At 69.7% G+C, this 20,611-nt stretch carries 20 protein-coding genes and 2 pseudogenes; 13 read left to right on the forward strand and 9 right to left on the reverse strand.

What is annotated here, in order from left to right; genetic code table 11:
- Positions 1 to 77: 77 nt before the first annotated feature.
- The 3 genes from OOK07_RS14895 to OOK07_RS14905 all read right to left on the reverse strand — a co-directional run bounded on the left by OOK07_RS14895 (position 78) and on the right by OOK07_RS14905 (position 2,323).
- Positions 78 to 791 carry a hypothetical protein gene (locus tag OOK07_RS14895; protein ID WP_266796896.1) on the reverse strand — a complete coding sequence of 238 codons (714 nt, stop codon included), beginning with the start codon at positions 789 to 791 and terminating at the stop codon, positions 78 to 80.
- A 105-nt stretch (positions 792 to 896) separates the two neighbouring features.
- Positions 897 to 1,922 (reverse strand): hypothetical protein, encoded by a 1,026-nt coding sequence (locus tag OOK07_RS14900; protein WP_266796898.1) that lies wholly within the window; start codon positions 1,920 to 1,922, stop codon positions 897 to 899.
- A complete protein-coding gene (locus tag OOK07_RS14905) occupies positions 1,910 to 2,323 on the reverse strand; it encodes a hypothetical protein (protein ID WP_266796900.1) in 414 nt (137 codons plus the stop codon). Before OOK07_RS14905 ends, OOK07_RS14900 begins: the two co-directional genes overlap by 13 nt.
- Before the next feature lie 149 nt (positions 2,324 to 2,472).
- On the opposite strand from OOK07_RS14905, the gene OOK07_RS14910 reads away from it, so the two are divergent.
- Positions 2,473 to 3,705 carry an IS701 family transposase gene (locus OOK07_RS14910; protein WP_266796902.1) on the forward strand — a complete coding sequence of 411 codons (1,233 nt, stop codon included), beginning with the start codon at positions 2,473 to 2,475 and terminating at the stop codon, positions 3,703 to 3,705.
- Positions 3,702 to 3,863 (forward strand): hypothetical protein, encoded by a 162-nt coding sequence (locus OOK07_RS14915; RefSeq protein WP_266796903.1) that lies wholly within the window; start codon positions 3,702 to 3,704, stop codon positions 3,861 to 3,863. The genes OOK07_RS14910 and OOK07_RS14915 overlap by 4 nt, the downstream gene beginning before the upstream one ends.
- 764 nt (positions 3,864 to 4,627) lie before the next feature.
- Here the strand turns inward: OOK07_RS14915 and OOK07_RS14920 are convergent.
- From OOK07_RS14920 to OOK07_RS14930, 3 genes are read right to left on the reverse strand one after another with little or no spacing between them, the layout of a single operon-like run.
- Positions 4,628 to 4,759, reverse strand: a complete 132-nt coding sequence (locus tag OOK07_RS14920) for a hypothetical protein (RefSeq protein ID WP_266796905.1) — start codon at positions 4,757 to 4,759, stop codon at positions 4,628 to 4,630.
- Positions 4,760 to 4,763: 4 nt separating this feature from the next.
- Positions 4,764 to 6,086: a hypothetical protein gene (locus OOK07_RS14925; protein ID WP_266796906.1), complete on the reverse strand. Its 1,323-nt coding sequence runs from the start codon at positions 6,084 to 6,086 to the stop codon at positions 4,764 to 4,766.
- Entirely contained in the window at positions 6,076 to 8,154 is a 2,079-nt protein-coding gene (locus OOK07_RS14930) for a hypothetical protein (RefSeq protein WP_266796907.1), read from the reverse strand. Before OOK07_RS14930 ends, OOK07_RS14925 begins: the two co-directional genes overlap by 11 nt.
- 388 nt (positions 8,155 to 8,542) lie before the next feature.
- On the opposite strand from OOK07_RS14930, the pseudogene OOK07_RS14935 reads away from it, so the two are divergent.
- From OOK07_RS14935 to OOK07_RS14980, 10 genes and pseudogenes are all read left to right on the forward strand, one after another.
- Positions 8,543 to 9,270, forward strand: a pseudogene (locus OOK07_RS14935) (hypothetical protein).
- Positions 9,271 to 9,289: 19 nt separating this feature from the next.
- Positions 9,290 to 10,138, forward strand: coding sequence for a hypothetical protein (locus OOK07_RS14940; protein WP_266796908.1), 849 nt, complete (start codon positions 9,290 to 9,292; stop codon positions 10,136 to 10,138).
- Positions 10,135 to 11,442, forward strand: a complete 1,308-nt coding sequence (locus tag OOK07_RS14945; RefSeq protein WP_266796909.1) for a TadA family conjugal transfer-associated ATPase — start codon at positions 10,135 to 10,137, stop codon at positions 11,440 to 11,442. Before OOK07_RS14940 ends, OOK07_RS14945 begins: the two co-directional genes overlap by 4 nt.
- Positions 11,443 to 11,479: 37 nt before the next feature.
- The gene (locus OOK07_RS14950) at positions 11,480 to 12,409 is read left to right on the forward strand and encodes a type II secretion system F family protein (RefSeq protein ID WP_406313315.1); all 930 of its coding nucleotides are present in this window, start codon (positions 11,480 to 11,482) and stop codon (positions 12,407 to 12,409) included.
- Complete coding sequence (locus OOK07_RS14955; RefSeq protein ID WP_266796912.1) at positions 12,406 to 13,332, forward strand: type II secretion system F family protein; 927 nt, start codon at positions 12,406 to 12,408, stop codon at positions 13,330 to 13,332. Before OOK07_RS14950 ends, OOK07_RS14955 begins: the two co-directional genes overlap by 4 nt.
- 55 nt (positions 13,333 to 13,387) lie before the next feature.
- On the forward strand, positions 13,388 to 13,639 hold the full coding sequence (locus tag OOK07_RS14960) for a hypothetical protein (protein WP_266796913.1): 252 nt from the start codon (positions 13,388 to 13,390) through the stop codon (positions 13,637 to 13,639).
- Between the two features lie 41 nt (positions 13,640 to 13,680).
- On the forward strand, positions 13,681 to 14,133 hold the full coding sequence (locus OOK07_RS14965; protein WP_266796914.1) for a TadE family protein: 453 nt from the start codon (positions 13,681 to 13,683) through the stop codon (positions 14,131 to 14,133).
- Positions 14,130 to 14,597, forward strand: coding sequence for a TadE/TadG family type IV pilus assembly protein (locus OOK07_RS14970; RefSeq protein WP_266796915.1), 468 nt, complete (start codon positions 14,130 to 14,132; stop codon positions 14,595 to 14,597). Before OOK07_RS14965 ends, OOK07_RS14970 begins: the two co-directional genes overlap by 4 nt.
- Positions 14,598 to 14,611: 14 nt before the next feature.
- Entirely contained in the window at positions 14,612 to 15,073 is a 462-nt protein-coding gene (locus OOK07_RS14975; RefSeq protein ID WP_266801950.1) for a TadE/TadG family type IV pilus assembly protein, read from the forward strand.
- A gap of 113 nt (positions 15,074 to 15,186) precedes the next feature.
- A pseudogene (locus OOK07_RS14980) lies at positions 15,187 to 18,088 on the forward strand (BTAD domain-containing putative transcriptional regulator).
- Between the two features lie 111 nt (positions 18,089 to 18,199).
- Here the strand turns inward: OOK07_RS14980 and OOK07_RS14985 are convergent.
- Complete coding sequence (locus OOK07_RS14985; protein WP_266796917.1) at positions 18,200 to 18,850, reverse strand: DUF7691 family protein; 651 nt, start codon at positions 18,848 to 18,850, stop codon at positions 18,200 to 18,202.
- A gap of 284 nt (positions 18,851 to 19,134) precedes the next feature.
- Here OOK07_RS14985 and OOK07_RS14990 point away from each other — a divergent pair, with 284 nt between their 5' ends.
- On the forward strand, positions 19,135 to 19,269 hold the full coding sequence (locus OOK07_RS14990) for a hypothetical protein (protein ID WP_266796918.1): 135 nt from the start codon (positions 19,135 to 19,137) through the stop codon (positions 19,267 to 19,269).
- A 397-nt stretch (positions 19,270 to 19,666) separates the two neighbouring features.
- On the opposite strand, the gene OOK07_RS14995 is transcribed toward OOK07_RS14990, so the two are convergent.
- Together OOK07_RS14995 and OOK07_RS15000 are read right to left on the reverse strand one after the other, a co-directional pair.
- The gene (locus tag OOK07_RS14995; protein ID WP_266796919.1) at positions 19,667 to 19,864 is read right to left on the reverse strand and encodes a site-specific integrase; all 198 of its coding nucleotides are present in this window, start codon (positions 19,862 to 19,864) and stop codon (positions 19,667 to 19,669) included.
- Positions 19,865 to 20,069: 205 nt separating this feature from the next.
- Entirely contained in the window at positions 20,070 to 20,588 is a 519-nt protein-coding gene (locus OOK07_RS15000; RefSeq protein ID WP_266796921.1) for a hypothetical protein, read from the reverse strand.
- Positions 20,589 to 20,611: the final 23 nt, after the last annotated feature.

Below are 20,611 nucleotides of genomic sequence, written 5' to 3' on the forward strand. Positions count from 1 at the left end.
CAGGAGCTTCATCGTACGTACGCGTACCAGGCGGCACAGGAAACGGGCAGGCTCAGCCCAGGTGTTCCACGGGACTGCTACTTGTCACCAACGAGCGCGAACGCGAACGCCAGCCGCCGATCGAGCCAGTTCGCCTCGATCTTGACCTGCGCGCTGCCCTCGGAGGTCATGACGACCTTGTCTCCGGCCCGCCATTCCAGCGACCGCGCCTTCTTCTTCGCCCCGTCGTCATTGCCCGTGCTGAACAGGCCGTCCACTGCCTCGAAGGTGGCACGGATGGCCACGCGCGCGGCCACCTCACCGGCGCTTCCGCTCGCCCACTCGTTGCGCCCGACGATTTCCGGCCGACCGGGCTGGTCGATGCGCCAGGTGTGCTTGAAGGGACGCTTGGGCGGAACACGGCGAAGGGTTCCGATGAGCTGCCCCTGCGCGTCACGCACTACATGGTGTTGTTCTCCGTCCACCTCCCGCGCATCCTCCACATAGCAGAGGAGGCGCCGGGCGTCGGCATCCTCATAAAGCGTGAGCTCGGGATGCGACGGAAGATTCGCGACGGACGACGAGCCGAGAAACGCGCAGGGGGCGAGAACCGGATAGTCCTTGCTGCCAGTCGGCACGCGCACGGCGGGCTTTCCCCATCCCGACCGCAGCCGCTTGGGGGACTTGGGTCGCTCGACGGATCCGACCACGAACCTGAACACGGTCTCCCAGGAGACAGGCTCCACCGGCGCTTCTTCCGCTGCCTTCGCCTTGTTGTTCCTGCCGAACGCCACTTCCGCCTCCATGGCCACGCTTCGCACCGGACAGCATGACTCTACCCAGGCGGGTTTACGATCCTTTGGGCGCGGGCGAGAGGCGGCCGACGGTCTCGGGTTCCGCAGGCCGCCCACCTCTGATCAGCGGTTGACAGCTTGGATTTCCTGGACGGTGACGTTCTGGGTGGCACCGAAGGTGCCGTCGGGCAGGTCGTCGCCCGCGCCGTCGGAGCCGGTCCAGTGGATCTTCCAGGTGATGGTGGCCTTGAGGGGGTACGAGCCGTTGCCCGTGGAGCGCAGGTACTTCACCCCGCAGGGCGGGGTTTCATCCGCTTTGCCCTTGGCGTACGGCTCACCGATCCGGCCGTTGTTGATCTCGCAGACGCCGGAAGCTGGGTAGGTCTCCGCGTTCGTGGTGCCGGGGTCGATCTTCAGCGACACCGGTACGGCCGTGGTCGTCGCGGAGATACCGAGCACCGGGACCGAGGCGGTGACGGAGACCGGTTTGAATGCGGCGCCGTCCAGCCAGGCCCAGGTGGGGAGGTTGACCTTGGTCGTGTCCGCCGGGGCGAGGGTCACCTTGGTGCTGGGGACGCGGATCTCTTTGTACGCGAGTTCGCCGAGGACCTTGGGGGTGACCGCGTTCTCGATGTTGGCCGGTGGGGGATCGCCCTTGTCCACCCAGAAGATGGGCTTAGTGCACTTGTCCCAGCCGGGCGGGAAGTTCTCGTTGACGTACGAGTCCCACCAGTAGCCCTTGCCGGTCTTGTCCTTGTTGAAGTCCTTGTACGGCTTGCCGTTGATGTACCGGTCGCGCTGCGTGGCGTCCCACTCGTAACCGGTCGAGTCGGCCGCCCAGATCGGCTCCAGGTATGCCTTCAGCTGTGCGGGGGTGTACTTCGGGGCGTACCAGCAGGCGGGCGGGGTCCAGGACGTGGTGGAGGTGACGGGACCGACGGAGCTGCCGGAGCCGTTCTTGGAGCGGTCGAAGACGACGCCTCCCGCGGTCGCGGAGATCTCCGTGCCTTTACTGTCGCCATTCACCTGCGTCTGGGAACCCGTGCCCTTGCCTCCGGGCACGAAATCCGCCCAAGCTGCGGGGCTGGATGCCCAAATGGTGGCTCCGACAACGGCAACGCACACCGAGAATCTGCCTACGGCTGGCACTGGGCTGCCCCCCTGGAGGAAACAATCTGAGACGTCTGCCAGATCCCGTCGGAGTTCTTGTCCAGCCTGGTGTTGTAGAAGACGTAGCTGTTCTTGGTGACCGGCGTCTTGGCGATCTTGTTGGTCTTCTTGTCCTTGCTGAAGCCTTTGCTCTCGTCGCCGCAGTACGAGAGGGTGGCCGATGTCTTGCTCGTCAACGTCACGCTGCGGTCGTAGTACCGAGCTTCGCCCGTGAGTATGGCTCCTGCCTTCTTCCACTGAGCGACCCAGGAGAGCGCAGCCTCAAGTGCCTTGCCTGTGTTGTAGAAGGCGAGACCATGGCCTTTGGGGTCCGTCCCTGTGATCGCGGCATCCACAGCCTGCACACTTGCCGCGCTGTCCGACAGCACGGCGTCTTTCACCGAGTCCCCCGTCTTCGTATCCTCGAAGACCAAGTTCAGGTCCGAGGGCAACTCAATCTTGGGCCGGCTGGCTGCGCTGGAAGCCGAAGCACTAGTACTACAGCCGGTGGTTCACGTGACGTGACGGTGGTTGGCTCGTTGCTCCGTTCGTGGGATTGAGACTGCCGCTGGGCGTGGTGCGGACGGACGAGCTGACCGAGGGCCAAGTGCGGGAGCTTGAGGGGGAGTTGGAGGCATTGTGCGCTTCGGTGGACGATGTGTTTGCGCGTCCGGCTTCCCGGGAGAATCTGCGGGCGATGGTGCGCGGGCTGCTGAGCGAGGTGCCGCGCAAGAACCTGTGGCAGCTCGCGGAGGCTGCCGGCCACCCCAGCCCGGACCGGTTGCAGGGCTTCCTGGCCAAGGCCGCATGGGATGCGGACGAACTGCGCGACCGGGTCCGCGCCCACGCGGTCGCCGCCCTGGCCGCCGACGACGCGGTGCTGATCGCGGACGAGACCGGCGACATCAAGAAGGGCACCAAGACCGCCGGTGTCCAGCGTCAATACACCGGAACTGCGGGCAGAATCGAGAACGCCCAGGTCAGCGTGCACCTGTCCTACGGATCTCGCCGGGGTCGCACTCTGATCGACGCCGAGCTCTACCTCGGCAAGCACTGGGCCGGCGCCACCGCGGAGCACGAACGCCGCTGCGCCGAGCAGGGCGTCCCGCCCGAACGCGCGAGCGCGGTGGCCACCAAGCCGGAGCTGGCCCGGCGGATGCTGGAGCGGGCACTGGCCGCCTCGGTGCCGTTCACCTACTTCCTGGCCGACGAGGCCTACGGGCAGTGCCGTGCACTGCGCGCCTGGCTGGAGGAACACCAGGTCCGCTACGTGCTCGCCATCCCGAAGGACGAGGTGCTGCCCCTGCCCGACGGCCGCACCCGGCAGGCCCGCGAGCTGTGGGCGCTGGTACCCGAGGATGCCTTCGAGCGCCGCTCGTGCGCGGACGGCGCCAAGGGCCCTCGCGAGTACGACTGGGCCGCCGTCCAACTCGCCTCCGTTTCCACCGGGCTGGAGCGTCACCTGCTGATCCGCCGCTCGACCGTGCCCAACAAGAAGGACAGGAAGACCGGCGCACTCGTCCGGGAGATCGCCTACTTCCTGTGCCACACCCACCCCGGCGCCACCGTGGCCGAGCTGGTGGTCGCCGCCGGACAACGCTGGATGGTGGAGGAGTCGTTCCAGGTCGCGAAGGGACAGGTGGGCCTGGACGAACACGAGGTCCGCAAATGGTGCTCGTGGTACCGGCACACCACCGTGTGCATGCTCGCCATGGCTTTCCTGGTCACCGTCCGGAGCCGGCTCATACCCGCCCCACCGACGACACCCGACCCCCGACCGTGAACGAGATCCGCCGCCTGTACGACCGGATCGTCCTCGCCCCCGCACGCACCGCCCGGACCTGGCTCGCCATGCACTGGCACCGCTGGCGCACCCGCCACCAGACCCGAGCCCGAACCAGCCACTACCGCACCCGAGCCGCACGCGCACACTCACCGTGAAACCACCGGCTGTAGTACTAGGCGAAGCCGCCGTCGGGCTCCCCGTGTCCGCCCCCGCGATCTTGTCGTTGGCCTTGGATTTGTCGTCCCCGCCCCCGCAACCTGACAGCAGCAGGGCTGCGGTCGCGGCGAGCGCGGTGGCAGCGGGCAAAGTACGGCGCTTCACAGTGGACTCCCCGTGAGACTGAAGTGCGTCAAGAATGCAGACGCTATCGGTGGGGTTCCGGGTTTCGCCAGAGCGAACTTCCCTGTGAACGTGCGCATTTAAGGACGTAACGGTCTCTTGTCGGCGTGTGATGTGTCCTGATCGCGCCCAAACGGCGGCGGCCCCGGAACCGTTCGTGTGCCGCGTCCGGGGCCGTTGCTGGCGGGGGATTTCGCTTCGCTATCGCGGTGCCCTGCACCTCACGCACGTGCACGGCGGGTTCGCCGACGCGCACAGCACCAGCTCGGCGCGTGCACCGGCCGCGATCTCGAGCTTGCCGCTGTCGGTGGTCACGGTGCCAGGCCGTGTCGATGGTGTAGAGGGTGAGGCGGGAGCGGCGGTGGGCGGCGGCCTCCAGGAGTTCGAATACGTCAGGCTGGGGCAGGTAGTGGGTAGCGCAGTCCGGGCAGGCGTAGACGTTGAAGCAGGGGCCGGTGGCGGCGTGAACCTCCTGGACCAGGACCGGTTCGTCCGTGGTGCGTTGGCAGCGGGCGCACATACGCGCCGCGGGGCGGGTCATCGGGTGACTCCCGCCGGAACGCGGACGCCACGGATTGACTCAGGCGGCGCGGTCTTCGAAGCGGAACTCGGGGCTGGTGCGGAGGTCGATGTGTGCATCGGCTTTCAGTGCGGTAGCCAGTTGCTCGATCAGTTCGAGCGTCGGGTCGACGCCGTTCCCCGCACGAACCACCGCCTCAGCCGCTCTGGCCGCTCTCCCCGCCCACACTCCGCGTGAAGTCCCCCCGAGCCACCCGCCTCGCCAGGCTGTCCCCACCCCGCAGCAACGACCCGTACCCTGTGGCCGCCCAAACACTCCGCTCCCCCGCAACCTCGAAGTACGGCACCGAGCGGCCGCCCTCCGCCACGTCCGTGAGGACCTCCGGCGCCCGGCGTGCGCGCAGAGCGGCGGCGCACTCGGGGCATACGGCCACCTGGGCGCGGTCCCGGCGGCCCAGTGGGCGCCAGGTCGTGCGGCGTACGGCGCGGCCGTGCAGGGGGGTGAAGAAGCAGAGGGGGAGGGCGGACCGGGAGTCGGCCAGGGCGTCGCGGCCCTCCGCGACCAGGGCCAGGACGCCCGCCAGGTCGGGCAGGCCGCGGGCGGCGTCGAGGACCGTGCCCGCGGCGGCGTAGGCGTCCAGGGCGTGCTGGAGGCCGGGGGTGTCGGATACGTCTGCTGCCTCGGCCGCCTCGCCCAGGGCCAGGACCTCCGCCTCCGCCCGGCGACGCAGGGCAGCCTCGTCTGCGGCGCGGGCCGCCGCGAAGACGGCCTGCGGGTGAGCGAAGGGAGAGGGGCCGGCGGTACGGCCGTACCGCCTCGTACGGCGGTTTCGTACCAGGAACAGGGCGCCGCCGGCGGCCAGCAGCGCGAGCGTCGACACGGCCAGCAGGGTGGGCCGACTGCTCCAAGGTCCTCCACCGGAACTCGCTTCACCGGAACTCGGCTTGGGGGAAGGGGACGCCGGGGAGTCGCCTCCCAGATCCTTCGTCGCCTCCTCGTACACCTTCGTTCCGTCGCCCTGCGCCACCAGCTCCACGGCCTTCGCAGTGAGGTCCGCCAGCCCCGCGTCCCGCATCTCGTCCAGGAACCCGACGGCGGACACGGCGTCGCTTGTCTGGTGGGTGTCGCTCGGCCATTCGTAGCCGTTGAGGGAGTCGGCGAAGTCGCTATCCGTCGTGATGAGGATGAGGTCGCGCATGCCCAGGCGGTCGTGGACGACCGCTGCCAGGTCGTCGGAGTCGCCGTTGAAGGCGTCGCCCTTGGTGAGAGGGGTGAGCACGACCTTGATCGGCAGGCCCGTCTTCCTGATCTGCTCGGCCAATTGGCGCTGCCGCGCCTGCGGTACGGCGGTGGTGTACGCCTCGTCGACGTAGACGGGCGAGGTGCGCAGGGCGGCCGCGATGCGTTTGCCGGGGCCCGGGGCGTCGGTGTCCGTGGCCGCCCGGGCCGTGGTGGCGGAGACCGCCAGCAGCAGTACCGCCAGCAGAACAGAGGCCATGCGCCTGACGTCAGCGGACATGTACCCACTTCCTCACGTCGTCGACAACCCCCGAGATCCCCCCGAGCACAGCGCACAAGGGGCTGTCGTAGTCCTCGTACGGGACGCGCGTCCGCCGCCCCTGGCCGTCCGGGGCGGGAAGTGTCAGCCACCGTTTGCGGGTTTCGGACGCGTCGCGGCACGCCTCGCAGACCGGGAGTCGGAGCTTGTGGGCCACCGCGGGGCCGTGCAGGGGGTTCACGCCGCAGCACAGGTCGTTGTCGTCGCCCGCGAGCGCCTGGCGGGCCGCGCGGGCGAGGACGATGACCGTGACCAGGGTCGCGGGGTCCGTCTGGCCGGACCGCCTCAGGGCGGCGTCGGGGTCGTCGTCGACCAGGAGCAGCGCCGCGTCGAAGCGGTCCTGGACGCGGGAGTCCTCCCTGGCTCCGGCACCGAACTCGGCTGCCAGCGCGCGAAGTTCGACCCGCGCTGTATGCCGCAGATACGCCTCCGACGGCTCCCTCGGCGACACCAAGGGCAGGGACTCCGTCGGCAACGGCTCCGGATCGACGCGCAGCAACACCCTGCGGACGATCCTCAGTACGCCCGCCACCAGCCCGGTCAGCAGCCAAGCCCCGATGGCGCCCATGAACAGGCCGGGCCAGAAGTCGGTGGCGAAGAGCGGGGGCAGGTGGTTCTCGGTGATCGGGTCCGTCACCGGGTGCGGGTCGCCGACGGCGGTCGGCTCGTCCGTGCGCTTGGTCCTGTCGAGGATGGTCATCAGGGTGTCGAGGCGCTGGCCCAAGAGGTGGTCGTCGGCCTGGTCCGCCCTGTCGTCCCCGTACGCGACGGAGTCCGGCAGGTCGAAGAGGACGCTGTAACTGTCCAGCCGCAGGCCGTAGTTGAAGACGTCGATGGAGCCGATCGAGGGATCGGCGACGACGTACACCCCGTCCTTGTTCAGCTTGTTGTGCACCGCGGCGGCGAACGCCTCCGCGTCGTCGGCGGACTCGTCCTCGGCCATCTGCGGCACGAGTGAGACGTACACCGGGCCGCCGCCCTCGGACTTCTCGAACTTCCGGATGCGGGCGTGGAGCCGGCCCAGCCGGGTCGCGTCCAGGACGCGCAGGCTTTCCGGGTCCTCGTACACCGGGTCCTGCGCCAGACCCGCCGCCACCCGGTCGATGCGGGCGTTGAGGTCGCTCGCGCGGGGTGGCGGAGAGGCGCTCGACCTGGTCTGGTCGAAGGTGCGGGTGGCGGTCACGGCGATCGCGACGGCGGCGGCGAGGACGAGCACGGGGGCGAACCAGCGGGCTACGCGGACGCGGGGCGCTGTCGCCTTCCCGGGCATGCCCTCCGCCCCGGCGGCCGCGGCTTCCTTCCGGGCGCCTCCCGGCAGCCGGCGACGCCACCATCGTACGTACCCGAAGAGCAGCAGAATCAGCAGCGGTACGCCGGTGAGCAGGGCGCCCGTGAGGAAGGACTGGTTACGGCGGTCGGTCGGCCCAATGTACATGCGCGCAGGCTCTTTGACGCCGTCGCCGTACTTCTCGCGCGCCGCCTGCGCCCGCGCCGCGGCCTTCGCGCTGCCCTGCGCGACGACCTCGACGAAGCGCTCGAAGCTGCGCAACGGGCCTGCATCGTAAGGGAGTTCGTACGTCACGACGGTGGCGGCGTCGTCGGCGGGCGCGCGCACCCCGTAGGCCGTGGCCTGCGTGACCGACGACTCGTCGATCAGCACGTACAGGCCGTCCTTGCCGAGCCGGTCATGGACGGCGGCGAGCAGGCCCTCACCGCCGGTGGTGGTCCGGCTGGGGAGGACGAGCACGTAGGTCGGGACGCCGGTGCGCTCGGCCAGCCTGGCGAATTCCGGGGCCGTGGACCGGGGTATCTCGCGGGGGAGTTGGTCGCTGACGTAGACCGGGTTCGCGCGGAGGCGGTCGGCGAGGTAGGCGGCCTGGGAGGTCGGGGCCTCGGGGGCCGCCTGGGCCGGGGTGGTGACGGCTGTCAAGAGGGCGGCCAAGGCGCAGAGGGCCAGGAGCGCCCGTGCGGCGTGGGCGCGCAGGGGCTGCAGAGGTCTGCCTGTGCCGTATGCCGTGACTGCGCTCACCGCTGCTTTCCCCCGTGTACCGCCGTGTACTGCTGATCTCTCGCGGCACTCTACTGATTGCTTCGCTGGTGCGAAACGGCGCCCGGCGAGACGGGCAGATCAGCGGATTCCGGACCCTGACGGGGAAATGCGCACCTCTGGTTGCAGGTGTATGGCAGCGGGATCAGGGCGGTCCATGAGGCAGGACGCACCTTGAGGGGCTTATGTACGGCCAATACGGTGCGATGGCTTGACACCCGCCCCAGCAATGGCTATTCGCCCTGATCGGGCGGTATGTCCCGCGCGTCCGGCATGTCGTCGCGCGGGCGGGCACGGGTGAAGTGTCCGAATCTGCAGGGGATTTGCCGGACGTGGCAGACAACATCTTGCGTGCACGGGGAGCGGTTGCGTGAAAATCCAGGAGCGTACGGGGGCGGGCGCGGGACGTCCCGCCGCCTCGGCTCAGCCGGCGGTCGGTGACCGGCTTCCCACTCCCCCTCGCGAGCGCAAACCCGCGCTGGCCGCACTGGCGGTGCTGCTCATCCTGGTCGGCGCGCTCGGCGCGACGATGCTCGTGCTGCAGGCCGGGGATCGGATCGAGGTCGTCAAGGTGACGCAGGAGATACCCGCGGGTGGGTCGGTCACGGGCAGCAACATGACCTCCGTGATGGTCGCCGAGGACAGCAGCATTCACTACGTGCCGTGGGCCCAGCACGAAGCCCTGGAGAAGATGAAGGCGGTCAGCACCATCCCGGCCGGGGTCGTCGCCGTCGGCGAGATGTTCGGCGACGAGGCGGGTGTCGCGGCGGGCAAGGCCACCGTCGGCCTCTCCCTCAAGGCGGGGCAGTACCCGACCGGACTGAAGGCCGGAGACACCGTCGCCGCCTACCGCGTCGGCAGCGACAGCGGGTCCGGCAGCTCCGGCGGCTCCAGTAACTCCGCCTCGACGTCCGGCAGCAGCAACACCCTGATCGTCGGCCAGGCGCGCGTCAGCTACGTACAGACGGGGAAGAGTGACGACCTCGTCAGCAGCTCGAGCTTCCCGTCACACTGACCGTCGACAGCGACAAGGCCGCCGCCCTCGCGCAGGCTGCCTCCAACAGCGCCGTGGCCCTCGTGCTCGTCTCCGGTAACTAGAAGGCGGCTCAAGCACACCATGGCTCTCATCGCCCTCGCCGCCGACAAGGGTTCCCCCGGCGTCACCACCGCGGCCGTCGCCCTCGCGGCGGTCTGGCCGCGTCGCGCCCTGCTCGCCGAGACCGACCCGGCCGGCGGCGATCTCGTCTACCGCAGCACCGCCGCGCACGGCGGGCCGCTCAACCCCAACACCGGCATGCTGTCGATCGCCGCGACTGCCCGGCGCGGGCTGGTCCCCGATCAACTCTGGGACCACGTCCAGCCGTTGAGCGGCGGTCTCGAGGTTCTCGTCGGCCTCGGCATCGCCGAGCACGCCGCGGGTCTCGCCGGGCTGTGGCCCACCCTGGGGCGCGCCTTCGCCTCGCTCGCCGACTCCCCGCACGCGCCCGCCGACGTCATCGCCGACTGCGGACGGATCAGTGGGGACACGCCCGCGGTCGAGCTGTTCCCGCACGCCGCCCTCGTACTGCTCCTCTCCCGTACGGAGCCCGAGGCCATCGCCCGCGTCCGCGACCGCGCCGCCGCCCTGGCCGCCAAGCTGCACGGCGGTCCGCGCGGCGCCGTGAGCCTGGCCACCCCGCTGATCGGTGTCGTCCTCATCGCCGACCCGAGTAACGCCGGCCGGATCGCGGGCCAGGTCAACGACGTGCTCATACACGCCCAGACCGGTGCCCGCGTCGTCGGCACCATCGCCGACGACCCCGCCGGAGCCGACCAGCTGGCCGGCCGCAGGCGCGGTCGCCTCGACAAGTCGCTGCTCATCCGGTCGGCCCGCAAGGTCACCGCGGATCTGTACCAGCAGTACGGCGCCGCATGGTCCGTACCCGCCCACGGTCATGTGGGCGGGCATGCGGGGGCCGCGGGATGACCGCTGTCGACCATCAGCTCGTCAAGCGGTTCAGGCAGGACGCCGGTGACCGCCTCGCCGAGCAGCGCCGCGTCGACCAGGCCGGCGGCGTCACGCCGATGTCCACCGAGGACGAGCGGCACTACGCCCGCGCGGTCATAGCCCAGATCCTCGAGGACTACGCCCGGACGGAGATCAACGCCGGGCGTACGCCGCTGGACGCCGAGACCGAGGAGCAGTACGCGGCCGCCGTGCACGCCGCCCTCTTCGGCGTCGGCCGGCTCCAGCCGCTGCTCGACAACCCCGAGGTCGAGAACATCGACATCAACGGCTCCGACCAGGTGTTCGTCGGGTATGCCGACGGCCGCGAGGTCACGGGTGATCCGGTCGCCGAGACGGACGAGGAACTCATCGAGCTCATCCAGGTGCTCGGCGCCTACTCGGGCCTTTCCTCCCGCCCCTTCGACTCCGCCAACCCGCAACTCGACCTGCGGCTGCCCGACGGTTCGCGTCTGTCGGCCGTCATGGATGTGACGCGGCGCCCGGCGCTCTCCATCCGTCGCGCCCGCATGGGCAAGGTCTTCATCTCCGACCTTGTCGGCAACGGCACCCTGGCCCCCGAGGTCGCGCACTTCCTGGCCTGCGCGGTCCGAGCCCGCAAGAACATCATGATCGCGGGAGCCACCAACGCCGGTAAGACGACGCTCCTCAGGGCCCTCGCGAACGAGATCCCGCCGCACGAGCGCCTCATCACCGTCGAGCGCGCCCTGGAACTCGGCCTGGACACCTTCCCCGACCTGCATCCGAACGTCGTCGCGTTCGAGGAGCGCCTGCCCAACTCCGAGGGCCAGGGCATGATTTCGATGGCCGAACTCGTCCGCCGTTCGCTCCGTATGAACCCCTCCCGCGTCATCGTCGGTGAGGTCCTCGGCGACGAGATCGTGACCATGCTGAACGCGATGTCGCAGGGCAACGACGGCTCGCTCTCCACGATCCGCGCCAACAGCTCCAGCGAAGTCTTCAACCGTATTTCCACCTACGCGTTGCAGGCGTCCGAGCGGCTGCCCATCGAGGCCAGCCAGATGCTCATCGCGGGCGCGGTGAACTTCGTCGTCTTCATCCAGCGGCGCAACAACTACCAGACCGGCGGCCGCCTCCAGCGCATGGTCACCTCCGTACGCGAGGTCAACGGCGTCGACGGCCGCGTGCTGTCGAGCGAGGTCTTCGCCGAGGCTCCGGACGGGCGGATCGTGCCGCATGCGCCCCTCGCGTGCCTGGAGGACCTGATCGCACAGGGCTACCGGCCCACCGGAACGTGGGTTTGACATGACGTACGAGGCTCTCGACTCGCCGCTCGGTTCGATGGGCGGCCTGTTCTCCACGACCGTCCTCTACTCGATCGGCTGCGGTGTCGCCGTCGGCGGCGGACTCGCGCTGTTCGTGATCGCCGTACGCGGACTGCCCGCCAAGCCCGACCACGAGAAGCAGAAGGCGGCCGAGCGGGCGAGCGAGCTGATGCGGTTCGCCGGACAGCGCGGCTCGCTGGCCGCCATCATCGGCCTGGTCGTCCTGCTGCTGACCCGCTGGGCGGTGGCCGGCCTCGCGGCCGGCGTCCTCGTCTTCTTCTGGGACCGCCTCTTCGGCGGAGCCGCGGAGGAAAAGGCCGCCATGCGCCGCGTCGAGGCCCTCGCCTCGTGGACGGAGTCACTGCGCGACACGATCGCAGGCGCGGTGGGCCTGGAGCAGGCCATCCCGGCGTCCGCCCGCGCGGCGGCCCCGGTCCTGCGCCCCCACCTGGACGCGCTCTTCGACCGCCTGCGCTCGCGCACCCCGCTCCCCGACGCGCTCCAGCAGCTCGGCGACGAGATCGACGACGCGTCCGCGGACATCATCATCGCGGCGCTGATCCTCAACTCCCGGCTGCGCGGCCCGGGTCTGCGACAGGTCCTCGGCGCGCTGGCCAAATCGGCGCGTGAGGAAGTGGACATGAGACAGCGCGTGATGGCGCAGCGCGCTTCGACCCGGCGGTCCGTGCAGATCGTCGTCGCCGTCTCGATCGCCTTCGTCCTCGGCCTGTCCGTCTTCAACCGCGACTTCGTGGCCCCGTACGGCACAGCCGTCGGCCAGCTCGTACTCGCCTGCGTCTGCGGTCTGTTCGGGCTCGGCTTCTGGTGGCTGCGCAAGCTGTCGACCATCGAGACGCCGGAACGCTTCCTGGTCCGGGACGAGTCGGCCGTGCAGTTCGTGCGCCCGCGGATGCCCGCCCAGCCGGAAGAGGGGGTACGACGGTGAACCTGACGATGCCGGTCGTCGTCGGCGCGATTCTCGGCCTGGGCGTCTACGCCCTCATACGCGCCCTCATGCCGTCCAAGCGCAGCGCCGTCGCGCAGGTCGCGCGGATCGACGCGATGCGGGCGCGCGGGGCGGCGTACGAGTCGGCGACGCGGACCACGGCCCGCAAGGGCCCCCTCGGCTCGCTCCGGGCCGAAGTCGGCGCGCGCGTCTCCGAGTTCTATCTGCAGCAGGGCTGGGAGCAGCGCTCGCTCCGTGCCGACCTGGCCGTCCTGGACCGCAGCTGGGAGAACTTCCTGGCGACCAAGGTGCTGCTGGGCGTGGCCGGCCTGTTCTTCGGCCCGTTCCTGTTCGCGGTCGTGTGGACCATGGGTTTTGGCAGCAGCCCGATCATTCCCGTCTGGCTGGCACTGGTCTGCGCGGCCCTCTTCTTCTTCCTCCCCGACCTGGAGGTACGGCGGGACGCGGCCGACAAGCGGCGCGACCTGCGGCGTGTGATCGGGGCGTACCTGGACCTGGTGTCGATGAGCCTGGCGGGCGGACGCGGTCTGCCGGAGGCGCTCATGGCCGCCGCCGAAGTCTCGGACGGCTGGGCGACGCTGCGCATCCGCAACGCCCTCGCCGACGCCCGCATCACGGGCATCAGCCAGTGGCAGGCGCTGGGGCAGCTCGGCGAGGAGATCGGCGTCGAGGAGCTGAAGGACCTGTCGGCGTCGCTCGCCCTGGTCGCCGACGACGGCGCGAAGGTACGCGAGTCCCTCGCCTCCCGCGCCGAGACCATGCGGCACCGCGAACTCGCCGAGATCGAGGGCGGCGCGGGCGAGAAGTCGCAGTCGATGCTCGTGGCGCAGCTGCTGCTGTGCGCCGGCTTCCTGGTGTTCCTGATCTTTCCGGCGGCGATGCGGGTGTTCCAGGTGGCATGACGCGCGCTTTGACCGACCACCAGCCGACGAACTGCTTCTGAGAGGACAACTCCCCATGAACAAACGGAACTTCACCACCGGCATCCCGCCCGTGGACTTCCTTGTCACCTTCCTGCGGGGGCGGGTCCAGCGGGCCCGCTCGGGTGAGCTGGACCGCGGGGCTTCCGCCGTGGAGTGGGTCATCATCTCGGCGGTCGTCGTGGCGATCGTCGGCGTGGTGGCCGCGATCATCAACGCCGCGCTGACCGACGGCGCCAACAAGGTGGGCGACTGCATCAAGGGCGCCAGCGCGTCCAAGACCTGCTGAGCGTTCGTACAGATTCAACGGACTCAACAGATTCAACGGGGTTGTCGGTGCGCGTTCGTCGCTGGATACGCCGCCGGGTGGAGGCCGCTTCCGCCCGCGGTGACTCCGGCATGACCGCGATCGAGTTCGTGTTTCTCACGCCGGTCCTGTTCTTCATGATCTTCGCGACGGTGCAGTTCGCGTTGTACTTCTTCGCCGACCACGTGGCCCAGGCGGCGGCCCAGGCGGGCGCCCGCAAGGCGCGTGCCACGGCGCACGACCAGCCCGGGGCCTGGCGGGGCGAGGCGAAGGACGTAGTCGACAGCTACATCAGCCAGCTGGGTCCGCAGCTGGTGCTGTCGCCGGACGTCACGATGCTGCAGCCGGAGCAGAACACGGTCGGCGTGGAGATCTCGGCGCGGGTGCCGACGGTGTTCCCGGGGCTGGATCTGACGGTGCACGCGCAGTCGGAGGGGCCGGTGGAGAGGTTCGTGCGAGATGAGGGAAACGGATGAGGTTCCCTGCCCGCTCTCACGCGTCTGCTTGGTCTGTCGCCTCTGCTTGGCGGGACCGCTTCTCCCGACTGCGGGACGACCGGGGGCTGTCCACCGTCGAGGTCGTGATCCTCGCCCCGGTGATGATCCTGTTCATCCTGGTGCTGGTGGCCTTCGGACAACTCGTGGACGGCCGCGGCGCGCTCGACGGGGCAGCGCGGGACGCGGCCCGCGCGGGCTCGATCCAGAAGGACCACGCGACGGCGATGGCCGAGGCCAAGAAGGCGGCGGAGGCTGACCTCACGGACGTCTGCTCGGGCCCGGTGTCCGTCGTACAGACCAGCCAGGGCTTCAAGCCGGACACCATCTTCACGGTCGAGGTCAGCTGCAGGATCCGAGGCCTGGCGATGCTCGGCCTGGACGTCCCGACGACACTGTCGGCGAGCTTCAGCTCCCCGCTGGACCCGTTCCGGAGGACGGCGTGATCGGCGCGATCGGTGTGCGGGACTTCGTGCGCGCGTGGCTGTCCTCCCGCCGCGCCCGCCTGGACGACCGTGGCTCGGGCGCCGGCGCGGTCATCATCTTCGCGCTCGTCTTCCTCTCCCTGGCGGCCTTCGTCATCGACGGCGGCATGTCCATCTCCAAGCGGGAGCGCGCGGCGGACATCGCCGAACAGGCGGCCCGTTACGCCGCCCAGGACATCGACCGTGATGCCCTCTACGAGAACGCGGGCGGCGCCGCCCCGATCAAGTACCAGGACTGCGACGCCCGCGTGAAGGCCTTCGCCCGGCAGATGGACATGTCCGGCGCGGACGTCGCGGCGACCCACTGCGTGGCGGCCGACGCCGAACAGGTCCAGGTCGAGGTGCAGCTGACGTATGCGCCCGTCTTCACCGGGATGTTCTACGGCGGTGACGTGGTCGTCCACGGACAGGCGGTGGCTCACAACGAGGTCGGCTGAGCCTGCCCCTTCGACGTCGCACATACGAGTTCATAAGATCTCTGTAGCCTCAATACATCTCACACAACCTCACAGATCCCATCTGTCCGCCCCGCTACCCAAGGACACCCGCCATGCCGCGAACGCCCCAGCCCGTGCACATCCGGCGGCGTACCTTCGGGGACTTCGTCAAGGCGTTCTTCGCGTTCGTCGCGCTGCTCGTCCTGGTCGTGGGCGTGCCGGGCGCGCTGGCGGTGTCCGTGGGGTGGCCGCTGCCGAGCAGGTTCGAGCCGGTGCAGTGGCTGCAGAACCCGATCACCGTCGGGACCTTCCTGCACATCTTGACCGTGCTCGTCTGGCTCGCCTGGGCCCAGTTCACCGCCTGCGTCCTCGTCGAGGTCAAGGCCGCGCTCTCCGGAGTCGGCATCCCCGGGCGCGTTCCCGGCGCCGGCCCCAGCCAGCTGCTCGCCCGGCAGCTCGTCGCCGCGCTGCTGCTGGTTGGCGCCACCGCGGCCAGCCTCACACCGGGGCTGTCCCAGTTCGGGCACAGCCTGGAGGGGAACCAGAAGCCCACGGTCGCGGCCGCCCAGCAGACCCCCGGACTCTTCGCCCAGCAGCAGGAGCAGACTGCAGGCACAGCCGATGCCCTCGCCGAGCAGGCATCCCATGCCGCAGCACAGGCGGACAGCGGCAGCAGTGGTACCGCCAAGCACGGCGAGACGAAGTACTACCGCATCCAGCCGCCCGAGGGGCGTCACCACGACACCCTCTGGGAGGTCGCCCAGCGCCACCTCGGTGACGGGCGCCGGTACAAGGAGATCTACCAGCTCAACAAGGACCGGATCCAGGCGGACGGCTCCAAACTGTCCGAGGCCAGTCTGATCCGGCCCGGGTGGATCATGGAGATGCCGGGCGACGCGCACGGCGGCGAACTCGTCGAGATGCCCGACGCTCACGCCCAGGTGTCGCACGAAGTGCAGCAGCAGATCCACGACTACGCCAAGACCGGGGACCATGCGCAGGACCGTGGCGACCGGGACACCCAGCAGTTCGCCGTGCCTGAGCAGCGGCTTGCCCCTCACGAGCAGCACCACCAGCACGCCACCCCGGCCGCCTCCGCCTCCTCGGAGTCCGGCACCCAATCCTTCGGCCTCCCCGAAGCCCTTCTTGCCGCTCCCCTCCTCGCCGCCGGGCTCCTCGGGGCCCTCGGTCGCCGGCGCCGGCAGGCGCTGTGGCAGTCGGCGTTCGGGGCGGTCGGAGGGCGGCGCGGAATGGAGCCGCCCACGCCGACTGGGGCGGCCGCCGAGGCCGAGGACGCGCTTCTGGTCGGCGCCGACCCCGAAGGCGTACGGCTGCTCGACCGGTCCCTGCGCGGACTGGCCGCGTCCCTCGCCGCCGAGTCGCGCGCTGCCCACCGTGTACGCGGCCTGGCTGAGCAACGGCGACCTGCACCTGCAGCTCGCGCAGCCCGCGGGCAAGCCGCCCGCCCCCTGGCGGCTCGGGCAGGACCAGACCTTCTGGATGCTGGCCCGCACCGACGCCGAGCGCTACGAGGACGCCGACACCGCCGCGCCCTACCCCGGTCTCGTCAGCCTCGGCACGCTGGACGGCTCCCGGCTGCTCCTCAACCTCGAGTCCGTGCCCGGCATCGTCTCCCTCAGCGGCCGTGAGGCCGACCGGGCCGCCGTGTTCGCGTCCGTTGCCGCCGAACTCGCCACCAACGGGTGGTCGGACCGCATGACGATCACGCTCGTCGGCTTCGGCGAGGACCTCACCCCGCTCGCCCCCAACCGGCTCCGCCACCTCGACGACAACTCGGCCCTCATCGAGACCATGGAGGCCGAGACACGGCAGCGGCGGGGGGCGCTGGGGGCTGCGGGGCATGACTCGGTCCTCACCGGGCGTACAGGGCCCGCCCAGCACACGCGGTGGGCGCCGCACCTCGTCCTCCTCGCCTCCCAGACCTCAGCCGAGGACGCCGTCAAGCTCGCCGAACTCGCCGCCGACGCAAGCCGCTTGGGCATCGGTTACCTCGTCGGCATGGAGTCCGGCGAGCTGCCCGGTGCCGCCTGGGAGATGGAGATCACCAGCGAGGGCAAGCTGCTCGCGCCCCTCCTCGGTCTCGAACTCGACGCGCAGCTCCTGCCGGTCGCCCAACAGCGTGCCGTCGTCGAGCTATTCGTCGAGGCCGACCCCGAGGGCGATCCCCAAGGACCCACGCCCACCCCGCCGTTCCTCGTCGACATCAGCGAGCAGGGGCGGCCCGCGGTGTACGCGCGGCTCGTCGGGTCGTACGAGATCATCGGCCTCGACACCCCGGACGGAGAGCGGAGCGCACTGCTCCACGAGGCCCTGGCCCTGCTGCTTCTGCACCGTGAAGGCGTGCACCCCCGCGTGCTCACATCCGCCCTGTGGCCGCGGGGAGTTACCGAGGACGTGCGGGACGCGCTGCTGGCACGGCTGAGCACATGGCTCGGCGCCGACCCGGACGGCAACCCGCGACTGCGTACCGACGCGACCGGGCGCCTCATCCTCGACAAGGCCGTCGTATCGGACCTCGACGTGCTGCGGTCGCTGTACCACGAGGCCACGCAAGGCAAAGGCGCAAGCAGCCGGACCGTACGCGGACGGCTGCTCACCGACGCGCTCGCTCTGGTGCGCGGACCGCTGCTCGCCGACCGGCCCGAGGGCCGCTACCGCTGGCTCACCCACGAGATCGTCGACGCCCAACTCCCACTGCTCGTGGCGGACATCGGGCTCGCACTGTCCGCCTTCCACCTAGAGAAGGACCACACGGAGAAGGCCATCGAGGCACTCGGCGCAGCCCTCAACTCCGCGCCCGGCGACGAGCGGCTGTGGAACGAGCTACTGCGCGCCACCCACGCCACCGGCGACACCGGCGACACCGGCCGACTCCAGACCCTCACCGCCGATCTCATCAACCGCAGCAGCCCGCGGGGACTGCCGCCGCGCACCGAGGCGCTCCTCGACGAACTGCTGCCGTCGTGGCGCAGCGGCGTCGCCACGGTGGGATGAGTACGGGTCTGTTTCTCCAGCGTCAGCTTCGGCATTCATACGGTCGCCTCACCTCCGGCGGGCAGCCAGGGGTGAGGCATGCTTCCGTGTCCCGGCGACGGCCCGGTCAGGTCAGCCCGTGATGGAGAAGAAGATCGTGTCCTGCGTGTACCAGTCGACGTTCTTCGTGGCGCGCTCCCATTCCTCGTGTTCGACCTCGAGCTTGTCGATGAGGTCCTGGACGTCGTGGTGGAAGCTCTCGTCCATCCGATCCAGCACGGCACGGTAGGCGTCGGCTGCCGGCTTGGCCTTGGCCAGCGGAAACATGCCGATGTGCGGCCCGTCGACGGGATAGGGAATGCGGAAGGGAATCTCCTCCGGCGGCCCGGAGAACAGACGGTCCAGCAGCAGATCCGCACTCACCCCCAGGCGGCGCAGCTCGTCGTCCACCAGGCTGAAGAAGGTGGCGGGATTGGAGAACACGCCCAGCTCCATGAGATCGGATGCGTTGCAGTCGATGATGTGCTGCAAGGCCTGGAAGTAGGCGCCCTCCGCGTACTCAGCGTTCGAGGTCGCGTGACCGGCCAGCAGGTGGTCGAGCGCGTCGGGTACGGACAGACCCCAGTCGATGCCCTGGCTGTCGAGTTCGTGTTGCCTCTGCTGCGCCCTCTCGCGTATCAGGCCAAGGATGCGCTGCTGGTCGGGCGTGAGGTTGCTCCCGGCTCCGAGAAACGCCAGGACATCGGCTTTGTCAGCGGTGCTGTACGAGATGATCCGGCTCATGATCGCCATGCTGCCAGCCGCCACTGACACCGAAGCCGGCAGGCAGGTGATCGCTTCGGAGCGGTGCGTACCCTTCTTGGCAGGACTCCTGCCGAAGAGCCGGGCTCATCAATGTGCTCGCCCCGGACACCGAGATCCTGGACCAGGTCGGCGTCAACGCGGACCACGACGTCGTGGTCCAGCTGCATGGGGCTCGCCCCGCACCTCCGCGATGACGAAGCCGGACGTCCTGTGGTGCGGCGCACGCGCCGCTGCCGCCGCACGGCTTCATCGACACCGCACTCATGGACACGAAGAGCGAGGTCGTATGGTCCGCGGCGGACGACGAACTCGACGGCGACGCCGTGGGGGCAGGCGCGGACCACACCCTCCACCGACCTGCCACACGGCGCTTCCGCCGCCTTCCCGAAACCCCATAGGCAAGGACCAGGCCGTTCGCCTGCCGACAGCTGCGGCCACCAAAGGGCGTCCCCCACCTCGGTAGCGGAGCACATCAGCCGTCAAATAATTCGATCACCTGTTTGCATCTAAGGCTGCGGCGCCAGCCGGGATCGCCCCTCAACCGCCACCGTGGCGCAAATACGCAGGTCAGCGCCGTGCGCACGACCAGCCATGTTTTGGGGCTCCTGCCGGGGGCGCAAGTCTCCGCCCTCCCTTTGGGAGGGCATTTTGCCAGTCAGAGCGTGTTTCACCCGCCACGCCGAAGCCCCGGGCACTCCCCCGACGATCAAGGGAAGGTTCCGGGGCTGTCCGGCTGTCACCGGGTTTTCGCGGGTGGCCCTGTCGAATACGTGTCGAAATTCTTGGCGCGAAGCCTCAGTCGCTGTCGGCCGGCTCGGGGAGATCTCCGGCAGCCTCCGGGCGCCGTTTCAGGTCAGGCAGCTGCCCCTCGACGCACCGCGCGTAAGTGGCCAACAGCACCGGCACGCTGTTCCCGGCCCATTCGGCCACCTGGGCAGGTGGGATCCCGTCGTTGAGCCACTTCGTGAGGCGCGTGTGCCGGTTGTCGTACACCCGCCTCCCCGTGGGCGAGTCGAAGACGTGCGGGGGCAGGACGGCCTTGCGCGCACTGCGCCAAGCCCGGCGGATGACCGAGCCCGCGTGTCGGCGAAGACTGCGAGTCGTTCGGCACGCTTGCCAAGTAAGCACCTTCAACTGGGATGACACACATGTTTGTCATGTCGGCCGTTGGGTCTGCCGCCGCTCTTCCGGTGATTGATCACGAGAGGCCGGACGCTCTGAGGACCGCCTGGGCGGTGTCATTGTCGATCCGGTGGCCGAGCTGTTGCAGGACGTCTGCTCCTTGGCGCAGTGTGCCCCGCTCGATGGAGCGGCGCAGTCCGGTGTCGAGCTCGTGCCAGATCAGCGGGTTGGCGGCCAGGACGCGGGGATCGAGTTCCAGGTGATGGCCGTAGGCGTCCCACAGGACCAGGTGGGGAGCGACGTCGCCGCACTGTCTTGCGCCTGCCAGAGCGTCCGTACGCACCATGCGTTGGCACCACGGGCCGCGTACCGCAAGCCAGCCGGGACCGGCGCTCACCCGGTGTGGCAGCAGGACGGTGAAGACCGCGGCGGACAGGGTGATCCACAGCAGGGCGCGGAGCGGCGACAGCGTGTCCGCGTCCCAGTCGACCAGCAGGGTCATGGCGCAGAAAATGAGCGCGCAGCCCACCGCGAACCGGGCGCTGCCACGCCAGTGGCGGTCGCCGGCCAGATCCAGCGGTCCGCTTCGTCCCATGAGGCTGACGCTAGGCCTCCAAT

Origin of the sequence: Streptomyces sp. NBC_00078 (assembly GCF_026343335.1) — a bacterium.
GTDB lineage: Bacteria > Actinomycetota > Actinomycetes > Streptomycetales > Streptomycetaceae > Streptomyces.